This window comes from Rhizobium sp. BR 314 (genome assembly GCF_047445805.1).
Classification (GTDB): Bacteria; Pseudomonadota; Alphaproteobacteria; order Rhizobiales; family Rhizobiaceae; genus Rhizobium; species Rhizobium lusitanum_B.
In genome coordinates this window covers 469,687-490,221 of sequence record NZ_JARWLA010000002.1, presented here as the reverse complement: position 1 = coordinate 490,221, position 20,535 = coordinate 469,687, and the positions used below count along the sequence as shown (strand labels likewise).

General features: G+C 58.8%; 19 protein-coding genes. 10 read left to right on the top strand and 9 right to left on the bottom strand.

Features of this window, described 5'->3' with window-relative positions:
* Window positions 1-32: 32 nt before the first annotated feature.
* Together QD461_RS04875 and QD461_RS04870 are read right to left on the bottom strand one after the other, a co-directional pair.
* Window positions 33-2,495, bottom strand: coding sequence for a penicillin-binding protein 1A (locus QD461_RS04875; protein WP_414086685.1), 2,463 nt, complete (start codon window positions 2,493-2,495; stop codon window positions 33-35).
* 243 nt (window positions 2,496-2,738) lie between these two features.
* On the bottom strand, window positions 2,739-3,911 hold the full coding sequence (locus QD461_RS04870) for an N-acetylmuramoyl-L-alanine amidase (RefSeq protein WP_414086706.1): 1,173 nt from the start codon (window positions 3,909-3,911) through the stop codon (window positions 2,739-2,741).
* Window positions 3,912-4,635: 724 nt separating this feature from the next.
* Between QD461_RS04870 and QD461_RS04865 the strand changes: the two genes are divergently transcribed.
* Window positions 4,636-7,539, top strand: coding sequence for an Rne/Rng family ribonuclease (locus QD461_RS04865; RefSeq protein WP_414086684.1), 2,904 nt, complete (start codon window positions 4,636-4,638; stop codon window positions 7,537-7,539).
* A 238-nt stretch (window positions 7,540-7,777) separates the two neighbouring features.
* Here QD461_RS04865 and QD461_RS04860 read toward each other — a convergent pair whose 3' ends face one another.
* A complete protein-coding gene (locus tag QD461_RS04860) occupies window positions 7,778-8,935 on the bottom strand; it encodes a pyridoxal phosphate-dependent aminotransferase (RefSeq protein WP_414086705.1) in 1,158 nt (385 codons plus the stop codon).
* Window positions 8,936-9,145: 210 nt separating this feature from the next.
* Here QD461_RS04860 and QD461_RS04855 point away from each other — a divergent pair, with 210 nt between their 5' ends.
* The 7 genes from QD461_RS04855 to QD461_RS04825 all read left to right on the top strand — a co-directional run bounded on the left by QD461_RS04855 (window position 9,146) and on the right by QD461_RS04825 (window position 15,017).
* The gene (locus QD461_RS04855; RefSeq protein WP_414086682.1) at window positions 9,146-9,913 is read left to right on the top strand and encodes a DsbA family protein; all 768 of its coding nucleotides are present in this window, start codon (window positions 9,146-9,148) and stop codon (window positions 9,911-9,913) included.
* A gap of 184 nt (window positions 9,914-10,097) precedes the next feature.
* The gene (gene aroQ, locus QD461_RS04850) at window positions 10,098-10,535 is read left to right on the top strand and encodes a type II 3-dehydroquinate dehydratase (protein ID WP_414086681.1); all 438 of its coding nucleotides are present in this window, start codon (window positions 10,098-10,100) and stop codon (window positions 10,533-10,535) included.
* Window positions 10,536-10,559: 24 nt separating this feature from the next.
* Window positions 10,560-11,033 carry an acetyl-CoA carboxylase biotin carboxyl carrier protein gene (accB, locus tag QD461_RS04845; RefSeq protein ID WP_184701894.1) on the top strand — a complete coding sequence of 158 codons (474 nt, stop codon included), beginning with the start codon at window positions 10,560-10,562 and terminating at the stop codon, window positions 11,031-11,033.
* Between the two features lie 4 nt (window positions 11,034-11,037).
* The gene (gene accC, locus QD461_RS04840; RefSeq protein ID WP_184701892.1) at window positions 11,038-12,390 is read left to right on the top strand and encodes an acetyl-CoA carboxylase biotin carboxylase subunit; all 1,353 of its coding nucleotides are present in this window, start codon (window positions 11,038-11,040) and stop codon (window positions 12,388-12,390) included.
* A gap of 3 nt (window positions 12,391-12,393) precedes the next feature.
* The gene (gene aat / locus QD461_RS04835; RefSeq protein WP_414086680.1) at window positions 12,394-13,017 is read left to right on the top strand and encodes a leucyl/phenylalanyl-tRNA--protein transferase; all 624 of its coding nucleotides are present in this window, start codon (window positions 12,394-12,396) and stop codon (window positions 13,015-13,017) included.
* A 147-nt stretch (window positions 13,018-13,164) separates the two neighbouring features.
* Window positions 13,165-14,058, top strand: a complete 894-nt coding sequence (locus QD461_RS04830) for a DUF2167 domain-containing protein (RefSeq protein WP_414086679.1) — start codon at window positions 13,165-13,167, stop codon at window positions 14,056-14,058.
* Between the two features lie 323 nt (window positions 14,059-14,381).
* Window positions 14,382-15,017, top strand: coding sequence for a DUF1062 domain-containing protein (locus QD461_RS04825; protein WP_414086678.1), 636 nt, complete (start codon window positions 14,382-14,384; stop codon window positions 15,015-15,017).
* A gap of 65 nt (window positions 15,018-15,082) precedes the next feature.
* Here the strand turns inward: QD461_RS04825 and QD461_RS04820 are convergent, their stop codons facing one another.
* From QD461_RS04820 to QD461_RS04810, 3 genes are all read right to left on the bottom strand, one after another.
* Window positions 15,083-15,523, bottom strand: a complete 441-nt coding sequence (locus QD461_RS04820) for a DUF2155 domain-containing protein (protein WP_414086677.1) — start codon at window positions 15,521-15,523, stop codon at window positions 15,083-15,085.
* Window positions 15,524-15,628: 105 nt separating this feature from the next.
* Window positions 15,629-16,027 carry an NADH:ubiquinone oxidoreductase subunit NDUFA12 gene (locus QD461_RS04815; protein ID WP_184701885.1) on the bottom strand — a complete coding sequence of 133 codons (399 nt, stop codon included), beginning with the start codon at window positions 16,025-16,027 and terminating at the stop codon, window positions 15,629-15,631.
* 106 nt (window positions 16,028-16,133) lie between these two features.
* Window positions 16,134-16,601 carry a GNAT family N-acetyltransferase gene (locus QD461_RS04810; protein WP_414086676.1) on the bottom strand — a complete coding sequence of 156 codons (468 nt, stop codon included), beginning with the start codon at window positions 16,599-16,601 and terminating at the stop codon, window positions 16,134-16,136.
* Window positions 16,602-16,648: 47 nt separating this feature from the next.
* Between QD461_RS04810 and QD461_RS04805 the strand changes: the two genes are divergently transcribed.
* Entirely contained in the window at window positions 16,649-17,293 is a 645-nt protein-coding gene (locus tag QD461_RS04805; protein WP_414086675.1) for a hypothetical protein, read from the top strand.
* Between the two features lie 61 nt (window positions 17,294-17,354).
* Here the strand turns inward: QD461_RS04805 and QD461_RS04800 are convergent, their stop codons facing one another.
* From QD461_RS04800 to QD461_RS04790, 3 genes are all read right to left on the bottom strand, one after another.
* Window positions 17,355-17,855 (bottom strand): N-acetyltransferase family protein, encoded by a 501-nt coding sequence (locus QD461_RS04800; protein WP_414086674.1) that lies wholly within the window; start codon window positions 17,853-17,855, stop codon window positions 17,355-17,357.
* A gap of 3 nt (window positions 17,856-17,858) precedes the next feature.
* A complete protein-coding gene (gene gatB / locus QD461_RS04795; RefSeq protein ID WP_414086673.1) occupies window positions 17,859-19,364 on the bottom strand; it encodes an Asp-tRNA(Asn)/Glu-tRNA(Gln) amidotransferase subunit GatB in 1,506 nt (501 codons plus the stop codon).
* Between the two features lie 85 nt (window positions 19,365-19,449).
* Window positions 19,450-19,959, bottom strand: a complete 510-nt coding sequence (locus QD461_RS04790; RefSeq protein ID WP_414086672.1) for a GNAT family N-acetyltransferase — start codon at window positions 19,957-19,959, stop codon at window positions 19,450-19,452.
* Between the two features lie 304 nt (window positions 19,960-20,263).
* On the opposite strand from QD461_RS04790, the gene QD461_RS04785 reads away from it, so the two are divergent.
* On the top strand, window positions 20,264-20,521 hold the full coding sequence (locus tag QD461_RS04785) for a YjhX family toxin (RefSeq protein WP_414086671.1): 258 nt from the start codon (window positions 20,264-20,266) through the stop codon (window positions 20,519-20,521).
* The last annotated feature ends 14 nt before the right edge of the window (window positions 20,522-20,535 follow it).

Here is a 20,535-nt window from a genome sequence, read left to right as displayed (position 1 = left end):
CGCGGCATGTCGTTCAGGTAAATAGGAAGAGGTCAGAAGAGACCGCCGCTTCCGGAAGAGACCGCCTGATTCGCCTGTGGCGAGGTCCTCAGGATTTCCTCCGGCGCGACCTGGGGAGCTGCTTCACCGCCGCCAATGACCTGCAAGCTGGTGGCCGGTCCGGTACCGGGCTTGAAGGCTTCCATGATGGCGCCCTGATCACCCGGCTGCGCTGCCATGCCGGTGGCGCGATTGACGGCCACCATCGTCATGCCGGCCGGAACCTGGAACTTCTCGGGCGGCTGATCCTTGGTGGCTGCCTGCATGAACTCATTGAAAACGGGCGCGGCGAGTCCGCTACCGGTGCCGCCGCGTCCAAGCGGGGTCGGCGAATCGTAACCGACATAGAGACCGGCGACGAGGCTCGGAGTGAAGCCGACGAACCAGGCGTCCTTCTCGTCATTGGTGGTGCCCGTCTTGCCGGCGACATCGGTGTTGAGCTTTATCTTGCCGGCAGCCGTGCCGCGGATGATGACGCCCTGCATCATCGACGTGACCTGATAGGCGGTCATCGGATCGAGAACCTGCTCGCGATTGTCGCCGATGACGGGTTCATCCTGATTTTGCCAGGAGCTGACATTGCAGGTGTCGCAGACGCGCTCCTCATGCTTGAAGATGGTCTTGCCGTAACGGTCCTGAATACGGTCGATCAGCGTCGGCTTGATCTGCTTGCCGCCATTGGCGATGACCGAATAGGCCGAGACCATGCGCAGGACAGTCGTTTCACCGGCGCCGAGCGACATGGCGAGAACCGGGTTCATATGATCGTAGATCCCGAAGCGCTCGGCATATTCGGCAACCAGCGGCATTCCCATATCGGAAGCGAGACGAACCGTCATCAGGTTGCGGGATTTTTCGATGGCGAAGCGCAGCGTATGGACGCCGCCGCCCTCGCCTTCATAGTTGGTCGGCTTCCAGACATCGCCATTGCTGAGGGTGATCTGCAGCGGATCGTCGAGAATGACCGAAGCTGGCGTATAGCCGTTGTCCATTGCTGCCGCGTAGACAAAGGGCTTGAAGGAAGAGCCCGGCTGACGCTTGGCCTGCGTAGCACGATTGAATTCGGACTGCGCATAAGAGAAGCCGCCAACCATGGCAAGCACACGGCCCGTATGTGGGTCCATGGCAACCAGGCCGCCCTGCACCTTCGGCGGTTGGCGCAGACGATAGGTGGTGGAGTCGGCGTTGCCGGTTCGCTGCACGAAAACCACGTCCCCGGCACTCAGCACGCCGCTCGGAGACTTTGCAACCTTGCCGTTGGCCGCACGGAAAGCCCAGCGCATGTCGGCAGCGGCTATAGTGCCGCGCTTGCGCTCTGCCTGAACCTTGCCGCCGGCGTCGACACGCGGCTGCAATCCAATATCGGCCTCCTGGTCGGAGACGGACAGAACGACGGCCACCTGCCATTCGGGCACATCGCTCAATCCGGGGATCTTGGCGAGTTCCATACCCCAGTCCTGCGAAGTCGCGATCTGCTTGATCGGGCCACGATAGCCGCGCCGCTGGTCGTAATCGACCAAAGCGTTCTGCAATGCCTTGCGGGCTTCGAGCTGCATCTGCGGATCAAGCGAAGTGCGCACGGAGAGACCGCCCTCATAGAGGGTCTTTTCGCCATATTGATCGATCAGCTGGCGACGGACTTCTTCGGCGAAGTAGTCAGAAGCGAAAAGCGACGGGCCGCTCTTGGGCGGAACGACGCCGAGCGGCTGCTTCTTGGCTTCTTCGCCATCGCTCTGGCTCACATAACCATTCTCGACCATGCGGTCGATCACCCAGTTGCGGCGCGTAAGCGCAGCCTCGGCACGGCGGAATGGGTTATAGTTCGCGGGGCCTTTCGGCAGCGATGCCAGATAGGCCGATTCGGCGATGGTCAGCTCGTTCACCGACTTGTCGAAATAGGTCAGCGCCGCGCCGGCGATACCGTAAGAATTGAGGCCGAAATAGATCTCGTTGAGATACAGTTCAAGGATCTTGTCCTTGCTATAGGCCTGCTCGATGCGGAAGGACAGAATCGCTTCCTTGATCTTGCGGTCGAAAGTCTGGTCGGCGGAAAGCAGGAAGTTTTTTGCAACCTGCTGCGTGATCGTCGACGCACCGACGAAGCGGCGACCGGAGCCGATATTCTGCAGGTTCACCGCTACTGCGCGGATGAGGCCGCCGACATCGACGCCGGGATGGTTGTAGAAATTCTTGTCTTCAGCCGACAGGAAAGCTGCCTTGACGCGATCGGGAATAGCCTGGATCGGCACGAAAAGCCGGTTCTCGCGCGAATATTCCTTCATCAGCGCTCCGTTGCCGGCGTGGATGCGCGTCGTCACGGGCGGCGCGTATTTCGCCAGCACTTCATAATCCGGAAGCTCCTTGGAGACGACGCTCAGATAGATCGCAGCGGCGGCAGCCACGCCCAGAAACAGGAGGCAGCCTAGCCCAAAGAAATATCCAATCAGTCTGATCATCTGATACTACCGGTGCTTGTTCTTCATGCGCCATATATGCGAGATATCCGCATAATGACGGGCGTTTTGCACGCTCACGGTGTTAATGCAAGACGGCAAAGAGAAGCCGTGCGTCACTCGTGAGCGAATGATACTTCGCTGTAAAGGCGGGAATGTGAGCAAAATAGGGCTTGGCCCCTCTATTCCCAACTTCATGCCATTCTAAAGTTCGCCGCTGTTACACGGAAGCCACGTCTAGTGCCGCTAGCCGCCATTGGCTATGATGGAGACGCGGTATTGCTTCACGGCCTCCGTCAGCCGGTCCGCCACCTTCTGCCGCCAATCGGCGTCGAGCAGAAGCTTTTCATCTTCCTTGTTGGAGAGAAAGCCGAGTTCAAGCAGGATCGAAGGCACATCCGGCGCCGTCAACACCTGGAAACCAGCGTGGCGATGCGGATTGTTGATCATCGAGATCTGGCCGTTGAACGAGGACAGCACGTCTTGCGCCAACGAAATGGAGAAGGCCTGCGTCTCGCGGCGGGTCAAATCCAGCAGAATGTCGGCGACGGCGGCTGGCTGCGTCTGAGCCTCGGTTCCCGCGATCCGGTCGGAGTCGTTTTCGCGGTCAGCCACCTCGCCGGCGAGACGGTCCGAGGCCTTATCCGAGATCGTATAGACGGTCGCACCACGGATATCCTTTTGCTTCAACGTATCGGCGTGCAGCGAGATGAAGAGCGAGGCGCGATTCTGCCGGGCGATCGTCACGCGTTCGGAAAGGGAGAGATACTGATCCTTGTCGCGGGTCAGAAACGCCTTGATCCCGGGCTGTGCATTCAGCTTGTCCGCGAAAATCTTCGCGAAGGCCAGCGTGATATCCTTTTCCTGGGTGGCGCCGTCAGTGCCGGTCGCACCAGCATCGATGCCACCATGACCAGCGTCAACCGCCACCAGGAAGGTATTCGGGTCGGTCTTCTGCGTCGGATCGACGGGACCGACGTCCTTGGCGGTATCGGCAGCCGTCCAGCTCTGCTGCTTTACCAGCTCGGCAAACTGCTCCGGCGGCAGCATCTCGGCATCAAGCACGAGCCGATACCCCTTCCCGCCTTCATCGGCCTGGGCCTTCGCCATGACCAGCTTCACGGGCTTCTTGGCCGTCAGCACAATGCGGGCGCTGTTAGCGTCCATCGTGCCGTAACGGATATCCTTGAAGAGGCCGCTTGGCTTGAGATCGGCAGCCGGAAAACCGAATGCAGTTGCCGGAAGGTCGACGACCACTCGCACGGGATTGTTGAGATAGTGCACGGTAAAGGTCGGTTCGCGGTCCATGTCGACGACGATGCGCGTGCGGGCTTCATCACCCGCGATGCGCGCGCCGTAGGCGAGCAAAGGATCGGCAGAAGCCATGGCTGGATTGAATGGCATGAATGCCACTAACATCGTCAGGGCGAAGGCCGCCATCGCAAATCGCAAAGCCCTCACGCCAATCTCCACCGCATGCAGCAATCCCTTTAACAAGTGTCCAACGCCCCCATATTGGTTTCGACGTTGTTTTTGAAGTCCCAATAACGGGAACCAGGTCTGACGTGATGGGCGCCGGCTGACGATGCGCCTGGGAGAGAATCGCAACATATCCTCCCTCGTCCTCCTCATCCGAGGAATCCATCAATATTATGGCATACTTGGCTTTTCCCTTGCTATTGTGACAGATAAAACATACAACGCATATTAGGGTAGAAGTGTTGACGGGATAGAGTCGTCGCAACGGCAGCCGCCTCGAGTACCAGGCGCCATAAGCGGCATTCATCCGACGTCTACGGTGCTTCTATTCGAGACAGTGGATATCTGAATTTCCGGTTTCCAACGGGAAGTTCATCGGTGGAGAGCCACCAAACGCTCTTTAGAGAGCACATTCATCGGGCCCGGTCTTATGGGTCTTAGGCATAGTCGATCTCGCTTGGTTACGGATGTCACCGCAGCAGCTTTTTCAAAAAGTGAACAGACCCCAGGGAACTGATGCCCCGGCTGCCGTCTGGATGCTGTCATCTCCGAATAAGCCATCGCGACTTTCATTATCCGGTGCAGCAACTGCGGAACACATCCGGCCTGTCCAAGCGACAGGCAGGCCCCCCTCCGCTTGCCGGCGCCGAGGAGCACAGCTTTCATGGCAGACAAAATGCTTATCGATGCGTCTCACGAGGAAGAGACGCGTGTCGTTGTCGTACGCGGGAACCGCATAGAAGAATTTGACTTCGAGTCCGAGCACAAGAAGCAGATACGCGGCAACATCTATCTTGCAAAAGTAACGAGGGTCGAGCCCTCGCTTCAGGCCGCTTTCGTTGACTACGGCGGCAACCGGCATGGCTTTCTGGCCTTTGCCGAAATCCATCCGGATTACTATCAGATCCCCCTCGCCGACCGGCAGGCGCTTCTGAAGGCGGAAGCCGAAGAGCATCGCCGCGACGACGATGTCGAGCATGTGGAGACCGCGCTCGATCTCTCCCAGCAGGAACAGCCTGATATCGGCATCGTTGCCAAGGAGAGCGAAGAAGCCGAAGCGCCGGCTGCGATTGCTGAAGAGGCCCCTGCTGTTGAGGCAGTTGCCACGGCCGAAGAAGCACCCCTGGCAAAGAAGGCCAAGCCGCGCCGCAGCCGCAAGAAAGTAGTGGCTGAAGCTCCTGCAGAGGAAGCCGCCCCTGAGGCGACCGCTACCGTCGATGCGCCGAGCGAAGACGAAGAAGGTTCTTCCGGCTCGATGGCCGCGATGGTGGAAACCGATTCGATCTCCGAGGATGTCTCGACCTCCAAGCGCCGTCATGACGAAGACGATGATGACGATCACGACCATGAAGAAGAAGTGATCGAATCCGTCGGCGCCGAAGACGCGATGGAAGAAGTTCCGGATCGCACCCAGCGCAAGCCGCGCAAACAGTATCGCATTCAGGAAGTCATCAAGCGTCGCCAGATCCTGCTGGTGCAGGTTGCCAAGGAAGAGCGCGGCAACAAGGGTGCAGCGCTGACGACCTATCTGTCGCTTGCAGGCCGCTACTCGGTCCTGATGCCGAACACTGCGCGCGGCGGCGGTATTTCCCGCAAGATCACCAATCCGCAGGACCGCAAGCGCCTGAAGGAAATCGCCAAGATGCTCGAAGTGCCGCAAGGCATGGGCGTCATCCTGCGCACCGCCGGTGCCAACCGCACCAAGGTCGAGGTCAAGCGCGATTTCGAATACCTGATGCGCCTGTGGGAAAACGTCCGTACCCTGACGCTCGCCTCGACCGCGCCTTGCCTGGTCTATGAAGAAGGCAGCCTGATCAAGCGCTCGATCCGCGACCTCTACAACAAGGATATCGGCGAGATCATCGTTGCCGGCGAAGAAGGCTATCGTGAAGCGAAAGACTTCATGAAGATGCTGATGCCGAGCCACGCCAAGGTGGTTCAGCCCTATCGCGACATTCACCCGATATTCTCGCGCTCGGGCATCGAGGCGCAGCTCGACCGCATGCTGCAGCCGCAGGTAACGCTGCGTTCCGGCGGCTACCTGATCATGAACCAGACGGAAGCGCTGGTTTCGATCGATGTCAACTCCGGCCGTTCGACCCGCGAACATTCGATCGAGGACACCGCGCTCCAGACAAACCTGGAAGCAGCCGAGGAAATCGCACGTCAGCTTCGTCTGCGCGACCTTGCCGGCCTGATCGTCATCGACTTCATCGACATGGAAGAGAAGCGCAACAACCGCTCTGTCGAGAAGAAGCTGAAGGAATGCCTGAAGAACGACCGAGCCCGCATCCAGGTCGGCCGCATCTCGCATTTCGGCCTTCTGGAAATGTCGCGCCAGCGTATCCGCGCATCGGTTCTCGAAAGCACCACGCAGATCTGCTCGCATTGCGGCGGCACCGGCCATGTGCGCTCGCAGTCTTCCGTTGCGTTGCACGTTCTGCGTGGGATCGAAGAATATCTGCTCAAGAACACGACGCACGACATCACCGTTCGCACGACGCCGGATATCGCGCTGTATCTGCTCAACCATAAGCGCCAGACGATCATCGACTACGAGAACCGCTTTGGCGTCGCCATCGTCATCGATGCCGACACGGCTGTCGGCACGCAGCATTTCGCGATCGATCGTGGCGAGCCGGTTGCCAATCCGGTGAAGATCGAAAGCCTGTTCAACTTCGCGGCCATCCCGGACGACGATGATGACGATATTGTCATCGAGGCGGACGAGGAAGAAGACGAAGAGCTGGAAGAAAAGGCTGCAAGCAGCGAGCAGCAGCCTGCCGCCCGCTCCGAAAACAATGAAGGTGGCCGCAAGCGCAAGCGCCGCCGTCGTCGTCGCGGCCGCGGCAATGAAGGTCAGGCCGGCGCCTCCTCCGATGACGCATCCACTGCCGACGCGTCCGAAGATGCGGAAGATGGCGACGAGAGTGACGATGATGCCGACACCGACACTAATGCATCCGGCAACGACGATGACGCGCAGCAGAAGCGTAAGCGCCGTCGGCGCGGCAAGCGGGGCGGTCGTCGCAATCGTGAAAACGAGGGCAGCGAACAGGATGCCGGCAGCGACGACAAATCAGAAACCGGTGAAGCCGTCGAAGCTAGTGCAGAGGGTGGAGATGACGTCGCCGTCACGGTAGCGGAAATCGCCGTTTCCGAAGGCGAAGCTGCCGTCGGGGCCCAGTCGGCCATGGCAGCAGTCGAGACCGCAGCCACCGTTACGGAAGATGTGAAGCCTGCCAAGGGCCGCAGCCGCCGGAAGCCGAAGGCTGCCGCTGTCGAAACCTCTCCGGTTGAGACGCCGGTTGCAGAGGTAGCAGCCGTGGCTGATGTCGAAACAGAGACTGTTGCCGAGATCGTGCAGGCGCTGGTCACCACCAGCGAGTCGGCTGCTCCTGAAGCTGCCGAGGAGGCAGCCAAGCCGGCACGTGCTAACCGGGAGTCGAACGTTGCTTCCTCTGCACCGGTCGTCACGTCCAATCGCACCAATGAGGGTGGCGACACCGACGGAGAACCCAACAAGCCCAAGAAGGCTGGCTGGTGGCAGCGCCGCGGCTTCTTCTGAGAGCAGCAGATAGAGACTGATTGATTGTAATCCGGCCGTGGCGACGCGGCCGGATCTTCGTTTCGGCAGATCGGTGAGAGCGATTCCGGGAGAAAGCGCCCAGCAGCCTCCCGTCCAGAAATGCGCTAAGCGCTTCCACGAACGCCTGGCGGCTCCAGTCTAGAGATCACACGGGAAACGATGTTCGCAGCCTGCGAAATCACTTTCGCAGGCAGGCGCAACCCATTGATCGGAGATTCTATTTCAGCCAGTTGGCCATACGCGCGGTGGCTTCTTCAATCTCGGCATTCGAGCCGGCATAGGAAATCCGCATCACCCGATGCCCTTCGACGGGATCGAAATCAAGGCCAGGCGTCGCGGCCACATTGATTTCCGCGAGCATCTTGCGCGCAAAGACCATGCTGTCATTGGTAAAGCGGCTGACGTCGACATAGGCGTAGAAAGCGCCATCCATCGGCGATGCGATGTGAAAGCCGATTTCCGGCAGGCGACGCATGAGGAAATCGCGATTGCGGCCATAGCTCTCGCGATAGACATCGAGTTCGGCTCCGGCTCCGAGCGCGGCCTCGGCAGCGATCTGGGAAAGTTCCGGCGCGGAAATATAAAGGCTCTGGGCAACGCGTTCGACGGGCCGCACCAGCCGCTCCGGCAACACCATCCAACCGATGCGCCAGCCGGTCATGCAGAAGTACTTCGAAAAAGAATTGATGACGATGGCTTCGTTCGTCAGCTCCAGTGCGCTCGTCTCCTCGCCGACAAAAGTGAGGCCGTGATAGATTTCATCGGAGATAAAGGCTATCGAGCGCTCATCGCAGTAATCCGCGAGAGCTTTGAGCGCCGCCCTGCCCGTCACGGTGCCCGTGGGGTTGGCCGGGCTTGCCAGCAGCACGCCCTTCAGCCGCTTGCCGCTGGCGATCTGCGCAGCCTCGAGGCTTTCCGGCGTCAGCGTGAACTGCGTCTCCTCCGTCACCGGCACTTCCACGACATCGAGGCCCAGTGCGCCAAGTATATTGCGATAGGCAGGATAGCCGGGGCGAGCGATGGCAACGCTGTCGCCGGCGTCGAACAAGGTCAGGAACGCGAGATTGAAGCCGGCCGACGATCCGGTCGTGACCGCAATGCGTTTGGGATCGATCGATAGTCCGTGACGCGCCTTGTAGTGTATGGAAAGCGCTTGACGCAGCGCCAATGTGCCAAGGGAATCCGTATAACCTATCCTGCCATGATCAAGGGCTGCACGCGCCGCCTCCAGGGCCGCCTGTGGCGCCGGATAGGAGGGCTGACCGACCGCCATCGAAATGACAGGATGTCCGGCCTGGCGCCGCCGGGTCGCCTCGGCAAGCACATCCATGGCGTGGAAGGGTTCGACATCACTGCGCTTGGATAGGGAAAACAAGATCAATTCTCTCTTCGGTCTGATCGTCATGCGACATTTGCCGCAATATTGGCGCGTTCACAATCCTGCGACTGCGGCTTTGCCGTGAAAATTCCTGTTTCTGGAAATAAGCATGCGCCGTAGATTGCGATCCATATTTGCCGATGTTAACCCGGCGATGGTATGCCGCATCCGAGAATGACCTCTCCGCATGAATCAAACGAGGACCCAATGACCTTTTCTTTCAAGAGCCTGCTGACGGTTTCGGCGATTGCCCTCACAGCATCCTTCGCCGCGATCCAGCCCGCCGCCGCGCTGGACGAGCAGCAGAAGAAGGAAATCGGCGAATTCATCAAGGAATACCTCATCGAACATCCGGAAGTGCTGCTGGACGCGCAGGCCTCGCTCGAAAAGAAGCAGGATGAAGCCCGCCTCGCCCAATCGGCTCAGATCGTCACCCAGAACAAGGACGCCATCTTCAACTCCAAAGACGATGTCGCGATCGGCAATCTACAGGGCAGCATCACGGTCGTCGAGTTCTTCGACTATAATTGCACCTATTGCCGTCATGCGCTCGGCGACATGGACAAGCTGCTGAAGCAGGACAAGGATGTGCGCTTCGTTCTGAAGGAGCTTCCGATCCTTGGAGCGGATTCGGTCGCCGCATCGCGGGTTTCCGATGCCTTCCGCAAGCTCGCTCCGGAAAAATATGCGCAGTTCCATCACAAACTGCTGAGCAGCGACGGCCGTGCGTCGGAAGACAGCGCCATCGAAGTCGGGACATCTCTCGGCGTCACCGAAGCGGCGCTCCGCGGGGAAATGGCGAAGAGCCCGAACAACGACATGATCAAGGCGACCTACCAGCTCGCCACAGATCTCAACGTAACCGGCACCCCGGCCTATGTCATTGGCAACGAAACCATTTCCGGCGCCATCGGGCTTGAGGCCATAAAGCAGAAGATCGCCAATGTCCGCAGCTGCGGCAAGACCTCCTGCTGACGCTCCTATCCCAGCGTCTGGCGCCGCATTCGAGGTACAGCAGCAGCTCCGCCGGTTTTGGCAGGGCTCAAAAATGCCAAAATCGCGGCGTTTCCACATCTAGAGACGCGCAACCTACGATCCGGGGCTTTCCTACAAGGCCTCGGGAGTCTATAGGTTGCGCTGTACTTTGACGGAACCACTGATGGCGCAAACTATTTTTGTCCTCAACGGACCCAATTTGAATGCTCTCGGCAAGCGCGAGCCGGGCATCTATGGCGGCAAGACGCTCAAGGATATCGAGGCAGATTGCAAAGAGGCGGGCGAAAGCCTGGGCTTCATCATCGATTTTCGCCAGAGCAATCACGAAGGTGTGCTGGTCGACTGGATGCATGAGGCGGGCGACAAGGCTGCCGGCGTTGCCATCAACCCGGGCGCTTACGGCCATACGTCGATCGCATTGCACGATGCTATTCGGGCCATTTCCATTCCCGTGGTAGAGGTGCACATCTCCAATATCCACGCACGCGAAGAGTTCCGGCATAAATCGATGATCGCGCCTGCTGCAAAGGGCATGATCTGCGGTTTCGGACCTCACAGTTACATCCTGGCGCTTCAAGCGCTGAAATCCATCACCCAATAACAAAAATACAGGGCAAGAAATCCAATGGCTGAAAAGAAATCGGGTATCGACCAGGCGCTGATTCGCGATCTCGCCAACATCCTCAACGATACGGATCTGACCGAGATCGAAGTCGAACAGGAAGATCTGCGCATTCGTGTGTCTCGCGCAGGCAACACGCAGTATGTTCAGGCGCCGATCGCAGCTCCCGTTGCATATGCGGCTCCAGCAGCTGCTGCCGCGGTGCCAGCTGCTGCGGCTCCGGCAGGCAAGACCCGCAATCCGGATAACGTCGTCAGCGCGCCGATGGTCGGCACCGCCTACCTCGCGCCGGCTCCCGGTGCAGCTTCGTTCGTTCAGGTCGGCGCAACCGTCAAGGAAGGCCAGACGCTTCTGATCATCGAAGCCATGAAGACGATGAACCAGATCCCTGCGCCGAAGTCCGGCACGGTAACCGAGATCGTCGTTCAGGACGGAAGCCCTGTCGAGTACGGCGAAGCCCTCGTAGTCATCGAGTAAGCCCATGCCAATGATTTCGAAGATTCTCATAGCCAACCGCGGAGAGATCGCTCTGCGCGTGCTGCGCGCCTGCAAGGAGCTCGGCATTGCGAGCGTCGCGGTGCACTCCACCGCCGATGCCGACGCGATGCATGTACGGCTTGCGGATGAGAGCGTTTGCATCGGCCCGCCGCCGTCGCGCGAAAGCTATCTCAACATCCACCAGATCGTTGCCGCCTGCGAGATCACCGGCGCCGATGCCGTGCATCCCGGCTATGGTTTCCTTTCGGAAAATGCAAAGTTCGCCGACATTCTCGAGGCGCACGGCATTACCTTCATCGGCCCGACGGCAGAACATATCCGCCTGATGGGTGACAAGATCACCGCCAAGACCACGGCGCAGCAGCTCGGCATTCCGGTCGTTCCGGGTTCCGACGGCGAAGTGAAGACGGAAGCGGAAGCGCTGAAGACGGCGCGCGAGATCGGCTATCCCGTTCTCATCAAGGCAACCGCCGGCGGCGGCGGCCGCGGCATGAAGGTCGCCCGCAAAGAAGAGGATCTGATCGAGGCCTGGTCGACGGCACGTACGGAGGCTGCTGCCGCCTTTGGCAACGAATCCGTCTACATGGAAAAATACCTCGGCAAGCCGCGCCACATCGAGATCCAAGTGTTCGGCGACGGCGAAGGCAATGCCGTCCATCTCGGCGAACGTGATTGCTCGCTGCAGCGCCGTCACCAGAAGGTATGGGAAGAAGCCAATTCCCCGGCTCTCAACGTCGAACAGCGCATGAAGATCGGCCAGATCTGCGCCAACGCCATGAAGAAGCTGAAGTATCGCGGCGCCGGTACCATCGAGTTCCTCTATGAGAATGGCGAGTTCTATTTCATTGAAATGAACACCCGACTGCAGGTCGAGCATCCGGTCACGGAGGCCATTACCGGCATCGACCTCGTGCACGAGCAGATCCGCGTCGCCTCCGGTGGCGGTCTTTCCGTGACGCAGGATGAAGTGCATTTCCAAGGCCACGCCATCGAATGCCGCATCAATGCCGAAGATGCCCGCACCTTCGTCCCCTCGCCCGGCACGATCACGCACTTCCATGCGCCTGGCGGCCTTGGCGTTCGTATCGATTCCGGCGCGTATCAGGGTTACCGGATCCCGCCCTACTACGACAGCTTGATCGGCAAGCTGATCGTGCATGGCCGGACCCGCGTTGAGTGCATGATGCGTCTGCGCCGTGCGCTTGATGAGTTCGTCGTCGACGGCATCAAGACGACCTTGCCGCTGTTCCAGGATCTGGTTTCCAACCAGGATATCGCCAATGGCGATTACGATATCCATTGGCTGGAAAACTACCTGGCCAAGACTTCGGCCTAGCCTGTGCCAGGAGCGCGCGGCAGACGTCCCGGCATTACCCCGGAGATTTTGCTGCGCGCCTATTCCATCGGGCTTTTCCCGATGGCGGAATCGGCCGACGATCCGGAGATCTTCTGGGTTGAGCCGGAGCTGCGGGGCATCATCCCGCTCGATACATTCCACATATCCAAAAGTCTGGCGAAAAAGATTCGTCAGAAGCCCTTTGACATCCGCTTCAATACGGATTTCGACGGTGTTATCGCGGCTTGCGCGGAACAGACGATCGGCCGGCCGAGCACATGGATCAACGACACGATCCGCTCGCTATACGGTATCCTACATCAGCTTGGCCATGCGCATTCCGTCGAGGCCTGGGAAGGCAATGAGCTGGTTGGCGGACTTTACGGCGTCTCGCTGGGTTCTGCCTTCTTCGGCGAGAGCATGTTCTCGCGCCGCACGGACGCTTCCAAGATCTGCCTCGTCTATCTGGTGGAGCGGCTGCGGCAGCGCGGCTTTACTCTCCTCGACACGCAGTTCACGACCGAACATCTGAAGACGTTCGGCGCTATCGACATGCCGAAGGACGACTACGCAAAAATCCTCGAAAGGGCGATGGAATCGCCCAATCTGAACTTTTTAAACGGTTGATATTTCTGCGAGCGAATTGATTCCGATCGAGATCGCTCTAAGTTCGCCTCGACAGCCGGAGGTAGAATATCGAAGAAACATCTTGCAATCGCCGTTCTCGCCGCGTGGGCGGCCACAACACAGGCCAATGCCAAGTCCTTTCACGACATGTTCGGCGCCGAGCCACCGGCCGGACCGCGGGGCACGGTGCTGAAGCAGTTGAATTTCCAGCAAGGCGCGATCAAGCTTTCCTCGGCGAATGCAACGCTGAACGTTTCGGATCAATTCTACTATCTTAATCCGGATGACGCGAGAAAGGTGCTCGTACAGCTCTGGGGCAATCCCGAGAGTGCCGCAAGCTCCACGCTTGGCATGATCTTTCCGGCAAAATACTCGCCCGCCGACCAGCAATCCTGGGGCGCGCTGATCGAATATGAAGCCAGCGGCCGCGTCTCCGACGACGATGCAGCTTCGACGAACTACAATGAGCTGCTGAAGCAGATCCAGGATGCCATCAAGGAGGAAAATCCGGAGCGCGAACAGCAGGGTTACGATCCGATCACGCTTGTCGGCTGGGCCGAGCCGCCACATTACGACAAAGCGAGCCATGCCCTGCATTGGGCTCGCGACCTGATCTTCGGCAAGGATCAGAACGGTGAGCATACGCTGAACTACTCGGTACGTGTTCTCGGGCGTGAGGGTGTCACGGAGCTCGAATTCATTGCCGGGCTCAATCAGCTGCAGCAGATCAACGCCGCCATTCCGAACGTCATCAACACCATTCAATACGACAGCGGCAAACGCTATGCGGACTTCGTCAATGGCGACAAGATCGCCGCCTATAGCATGGCGGGGATGATCGCCGCCGGCGTTGGCGTGAAGGTGGCTGCCAAGCTTGGATTGCTTGCCGTCGTTCTCGGCTTTTTCAAGAGTTTTGGCGTCGCGCTCCTCGCGTTGAAGAAAGGCCTGATCTTCATCCTGATCGGCTTGGCAGCAGTCGGTCGCAAGATTCTCGGCCTGTTTCGCCGCAAGGACAAAACCGACATCGAAAACAATCCCTGACTGAAGCTTCAGGGGCTTCAAACTCAGGTTGTTATTTGCTATCGCTCTCCGCGAAGAGCGTTGGCACGTAGAGGTCCCACTTTGCCTTTGTAAATACCGGTCTCATCCAGTTTCACCCAGTGCGTCGAGGCGACGAGTCGCCCGGGCGTATGCTTATGTCCATCGGGTGGTGGCCTGAGACCGGTTTGGCATTGTCACAACGCGCCTTGCGCAGCCATTGCTGTCTCAGCTCTTCAGCCGCCCCGCAACATCGCCATACCGTGCCCTGATGGGCTTATCTCGCTGCCAGCTTGGTGGACTTCCAGACGGAAGACCAAGACGGTATGTGCAATATTCTTCGGGTCCGATGGACCATTTCTCCCCAGACGGCGCCGCAGCCGTGGATCGCCTGCAGCACCTGCGGAAGCTTCAAGCCCTTCAGATCGAGCGGTAAGGTCAGGCTCAACGCCAATGGCAGGAAGCTCGACGCGTGGCTCATCTACAAATGCATGGATTGCGGCAAGACCTGGAACCGAACACTCTTCGAGCGGCGAAACCTTCGCAACCTTGACCCCGACACGCTGGAGGCACTGCAGCACAGCCACCCCGAATGGGTGCGTGTTCAGGAATTCGATCTCGACGGGCTGAAGCGAACGGCAAAACGCATCGACGAACCGCCCGATGCGATCATCTCGAAGGAAAGAATGAGCGAAGCGAGCGGCTGGACAGTCCTGGAAATCGAGATGGTCACTGAACTCTCTGTGAATCTCCGGCTCGACCGGCTGCTTGCGGCAGAGTTGGCAATCTCCCGCTCCAGGCTCCAGACACTTCACGAAAGAGGCAGCCTGAGGGCCTATCCTGGTCACAACGGCTTCCTGCGCAACAGGGCCAAAGACGGCACAAGGATTATCCTCGATCTCTCCGATGCCAGCGATCGGCACGCGATCGGAAGCGCGGCGACCAATCCCGAGAGATCGTAAAAAATCGCCTGCAGGAGCAAGGCTCCTGCAGGCGATCATTTCTTACGGAGAAATCCTGAAACCGATCACTTGGCGCCGGTTGAATCCGGCGCCGGGACGTCAGACTTCTGCTTGCACTCTTTCAGCCAGACGTCATAGATCGGGTGCTCGACAGCGTTGAGGCCGGGGCTGTCGGCAAACATCCAGCCGGTAAAGATACGACGGATACGGCGATCGAGGGTAATTTCGTCGACCTCGACGAAGCCATCAACCTTCTGCTGCTCGGTATCGTCTCGCGAATAACAAGCGCGCGGTGTCACCTGAAGCGCTCCGAACTGCACGGTTTCATTGACATAAACATCGAAAGTGGTGATCCGGCCGGTGATCTTATCGAGGCCTGAGAATACGGCGACGGGATTGGCGATGCGGGCCGCTTCGGCTGAGGGGGCAGACATGATGCCGGCAAGAAGGACTATGCCCGCTCCTGCCATCGCACGCAAAGAAGCGCTCCGCGTGAAAAACGTCATATCCGCCAATCTCCGCTTGGTCTCGGTCAAAGCGCCGAGCAAGAGCCGGCTATTGTCGCGCCTAAAGCCAAATTGTGGCCAAAGGACGAGCCGGCCCCCTCGTGCTTAGTTGCCCGGGGTCCAGGCGTCATAGTCACCGGTAACGCGCGGACGCTCGCCAGCAACGGCCAAAGAGCCCGGCGGACGGTAAGCCTGCGGCGTGCCGGTCTGATTGGCGCGGTGCTGCTTCTGCCATTCCTTGGCAACGTAGTTGTCCTTGGTCGGCGGAACGTCGGTGCGGTGATGCATCCAGCCGTGCCAGCCCGGAGGAATGGCCGAAGCTTCGGCATAGCCCTTGTAGATTACCCAGCGCTTCGGAAGCCCATAGGAAGACATGCCGCCTTCGTAATAGACATTGCCGAATTCATCCTCGCCAACGCGCTTGCCAAAACGCCAGGTCGCAAAGCGCGTACCCATTGTCTGACCGTTCCACCAGGTGAAGGTTTGCAGGATGAAATTCCACATGTCTTTTCCTCGATACCCGCTGAGGGGCGAGCGATACCAGAATTCGATAGTTTGCTTATGCCGCCACCGGACCGGCTTGTCCAGTGATTCCAGCAGGCAAAACGGTTCATTTCAATGTCATCTTCAAGCCGAGATGGGTCGGCTTGAAGCCCAGTCTCTCATAGAAGCGGTGCGCATCCTTGCGTACCGCATTCGAGGTCAATTGCACCATCTTCATGCCGCGGCCTTTTGCCTCGTCGATGCAGAAATTGATCATGGCCGCGCCAATCCCCTGCCCGCGCAGATCCGTGCGCGTCTGGACCGACTCGATAATCATCGCGGATGAACCGCGCCCATGCAGCGAGGTAACGATGATCGTCTGGAAGGTACCGACGATCTCCCCGCCAAGCTCGGCGGCATAGAGCGTCTGATCCGACGATGCCGTGATGGCTCGGAAGGCATGCAGATAATCGTCATAGGCGGAAGGATCGGTCGTATCGCCATGGCCACCCATAGCGTCCGCAGCGAAAAGGCCGATCAGGGAGATAAGGTCAGATTCTCTCGCTTCGCGAATAAGTAGTCCTTGTGAGGGCAATGTATCGTACCTACGTCATTGTTCCGTGGAGGAATTTAAAGGCAATCATGTCGACCAGCGAAACGTATAGGATCGAATACGACAATTCTGCGCTGGGGTCCGAGGCAGCAACGTATATATTTTTCACGGTAGGGCTTGTCTTTATAGCCTTTCTTTCAAGAAGCCACATCGTCACAAGCATCGCGTGGATATCACTTGCGCTGATGACCGCGTACGTCGCCGTCAAGGCATTGCTAAAGCTTATCTTTCAGGCACGAAAGGCAATTTTGATCATATCGCTGAAAGGTATAAAGGATGCTCGATTGGGCTCTGATTTTGTCCCTTGGGACGACATCGAGAAAATAGACGTCCCCGCGCCACGCCGAAGCCTGGGCAAGATGTTGGGCATCATACTCCTGGGCTTTTTCTTGCTCGTCGTTGCGATAATCCTGTCCGAAGGTGGGGTTATCCCTGTCGAGGCGCTCGATTGGAGCCGACCAGACCACCATGTTTGGTTGTTATTGGCCCCAGGGCGTCGCATTACGGGGCAACTGCGCAGCTCAAAGCACCTCGTCCGCCAAGTGACTGGGGATATGCAGCACGTTTGCATCGCGGTTTCAGACCTGACCTACCAAAAGCCAGAGCTTCTCGAGCTGATGGTCAAATTCCATGCACGCTATAAAAAAGCAGAGAAAACTGAAGCGTTGGCCTAGCTGACAACAGCAGCGCCAATGAGCCAAAAGACCGGCAACGCGGGCCAAAGGCAGCCGGCTGTCAAATAGCCAGCGGCTTCTCGAATATCAGCGCCGGAATGCCCGATTGCCCGTCGCCGCAATTTTCCGTTCTGCCGACCTCGACAAAGCCGTGCGCCTTGTAGAAGGCGATGGCCGCCTCGTTCTGCGGTTCGACCTCCAGACGCATGATCTCGGCGTCCGGGAAGCAGGTTTCCAGCTCGGAGAAGATATCGCGGCCAATACCCTGCCGTTGATAGCGTGGGCTGACATAGAGCATATGGAGCATGACCGTCTTGGTCATCTCCTTGGACATGGCGGCATAGCCCATGCCGCCGATCGTCCGGCCGTCATCGGCAACCAGAAATTCGGAGTTCTTGTTCGCCAGCCGTGCTTTCAGCGAAGCCTGCGAGTGCCATGAGGCGTGCAGCTCGCTCACCCTTTCTGGACCGTAGATCCAGTCGTAGGTCGCATGCCAGGTCTCGCCCAGCAGAGCACAGACCTTTTCCAGGTCCTGCTCGCTGGCGGTGCGCACGAAGAACACCGACTATTCCTCTTCGATGCCGAGCTTGGCCTTGACCAGCGCCTGCACGGCCTGCGGGTTGGCCTTGCCGCCCGTCGACTTCATGACCTGGCCGACGAACCAGCCGGCAAGCGTCGGCTTGGCCTTGACCTTGGCGACTTGGTCCGGATTGGCGGCGATGATCTCATCGACGGCCTTTTCGATCGCGCCGGTGTCGGTGACCTGCTTCATGCCGCGGGCTTCGACGATTTCGGCGGGGTCGCCGCCCTCTGCGAGGATGATCTCAAACAGATCCTTGGCGATCTTGCCTGAGATGGTTTCGGCCTTGATGAGATCGATGATCGCGCCGAGCTGAGCGGGCGAAACCGGAGTCTCTTCAATATCTTTGCCCGATTTGTTCAAGGCGCCTAGCAGGTCGTTGATGACCCAGTTGGCAGCCATCTTGCCATCGCGCCCGGCGGCAACTGATTCGAAATAGTCGGCGATCGCCTTTTCCGACACCAGAACGGAAGCGTCGTAGATCGAGAGGCCAAGCTCGCGGACGAAACGCTCCTTCTTGTCGTCGGGCAATTCCGGCAGATGCTGGGCAAGTTCCGTAACGAAAGCATCATCGAACTCGAGCGGCAGCAGATCCGGATCGGGGAAATAGCGATAGTCATGCGCATCTTCCTTGGTGCGCAGCGAACGCGTCTCGCCCTTGTTCGGATCGAACAGGCGGGTTTCCTGGTCGATCGTGCCGCCGTCTTCCAGAATGCCGATCTGACGGCGCGCTTCATATTCGATCGCCTGACCGATGAAGCGGATAGAGTTGACGTTCTTGATTTCGCAGCGCGTGCCGAATTCGCCGCCCGGACGGCGGACCGAAACGTTGACGTCGGCACGCATCGAGCCTTCATCCATGTTGCCATCGCAGGTGCCCAAGTAGCGCACGATCGAGCGCAGCTTGGTCATGTAGGCCTTGGCCTCGTCAGCCGAGCGGATATCCGGCTTGGAAACGATTTCCATCAGCGCGACGCCGGAGCGGTTGAGGTCGACATAGGACATGGTGGCGTGCTGGTCGTGCAACGACTTGCCGGCATCCTGCTCCAGATGCAGGCGCTCGATGCCGATCTCGATGTCTTCAAACTGGCCCTGACGATCAGGTCCCAGCGAAATGACGATCTTGCCTTCGCCGATAATCGGATCCTTGAACTGCGAGATCTGGTAGCCCTGCGGCAGGTCGGGATAGAAATAGTTCTTGCGGTCGAAGATCGAACGATTGTTGATCTGCGCCTTCAGGCCGAGGCCGGTGCGCACAGCCTGCTTGACGCATTCCTCATTGATGACGGGTAGCATGCCGGGCATGGCGGCATCGATGAGCGAGACGTTGGAATTCTGCGGCTTGCCGAACTCGGTCGAGGCGCCGGAGAAGAGCTTGGAATTGCTCAGCACCTGGGCATGGACTTCCATGCCGATAACGATTTCCCAATCGCCGGTGGCACCGGGGATGAAGCGTTTCGGATCTGGCGTACGGACGTCGACAAGGGTCATTGGAAGCTCTTGAAATGCTGTTCTTCTGAACTTTGTGAGGTAGAGCAATTGGCGAGGCGGCGCAAGGCTTTCGGCGTCACCGGCGCTATATGCCCGGTCCGTAAGCGCCGCCGCCCTCCTCGACCAGCCATTTCGAAAGCCCGACCGTCGGGACATCGCTATCAAGCTTCGGGGAATAGACGATGGACAGCCAGTGGATGCCATAACCACGCGCCTTGAAGAAGGCGATGGCATCCGTATTTCCGGCATGGCTCTGCAGGGAAACTTTTTCCAGCCCCTGCTCGCGCACATCCTGCTCAATCCGCGCCAGAAGCGCAGAGCCAAGGCCGCGCCTTTCGAAATCCGGATCGATCCAGAAATCGGAAATTGCCTCGTCCAGTGCCTCGCGAGCGGCCCATCCTGCCGCCTCGCCATTCAGCTCGATGACAGTGATCGTCAGCCAGAGATTGCGGGTGAAATTCGAAAAGGCCTCGCTTGCGCTTTCCAGCAACTCGCCCGTGCCGCCAATCGCGCCCATGGCTTTCTGCCAAGAGCGCAGGCCTATACTCGCCAACACATCGGTTTCACCCTCATGGGCATTGCGAATGTGGATCATCAAGCCCCCGCTATTTCAGCTAGTAAAGCACCTGGACACCGCTTTTTCCAGCGGCGAGATTCAGAGAGAGGCCTCTCAGCGCCGGCGATCGATGCGGTTGAAGCTTGACTGTCGAGCGCAACCTGTTTTAAACACGGCGCCTCAACGGAGTTTTTATGTCCACCTTTTGTCTGTCCCGGTAAAGGCCTCGCCCGCAAGTCTTCTTGCGTGCTGGGCCTGAAAAAACGAAGCCCCGACTTCCCCTAAGGGAAGCTTCGGATCGTTTTTATGCGTCCTTTCGGGCGCTTTACGGATTCAGACAACAATGGACATTTCCCGCGCTGAACAGCGCATCCTGCACTTGCTCGCTCAAGGCGGGCGCATCGAAATCGAACGCACCGAAAATAAGAAGATCGAAACCGTCTTTTGCTACACGCGAGACGGTTGGGTCTATCCCGGCTTCGACATCGAGCTCTTCCGCCGGCTGAAACGCCTCAAGGCAATTAGATCAACCGACGGCCACCCCTACCGCATCAGCGACAAGGGATTGCGGCTGGTACGATCGCAGCTGGACAACAGGTAGCGAAAGCGTGAGAG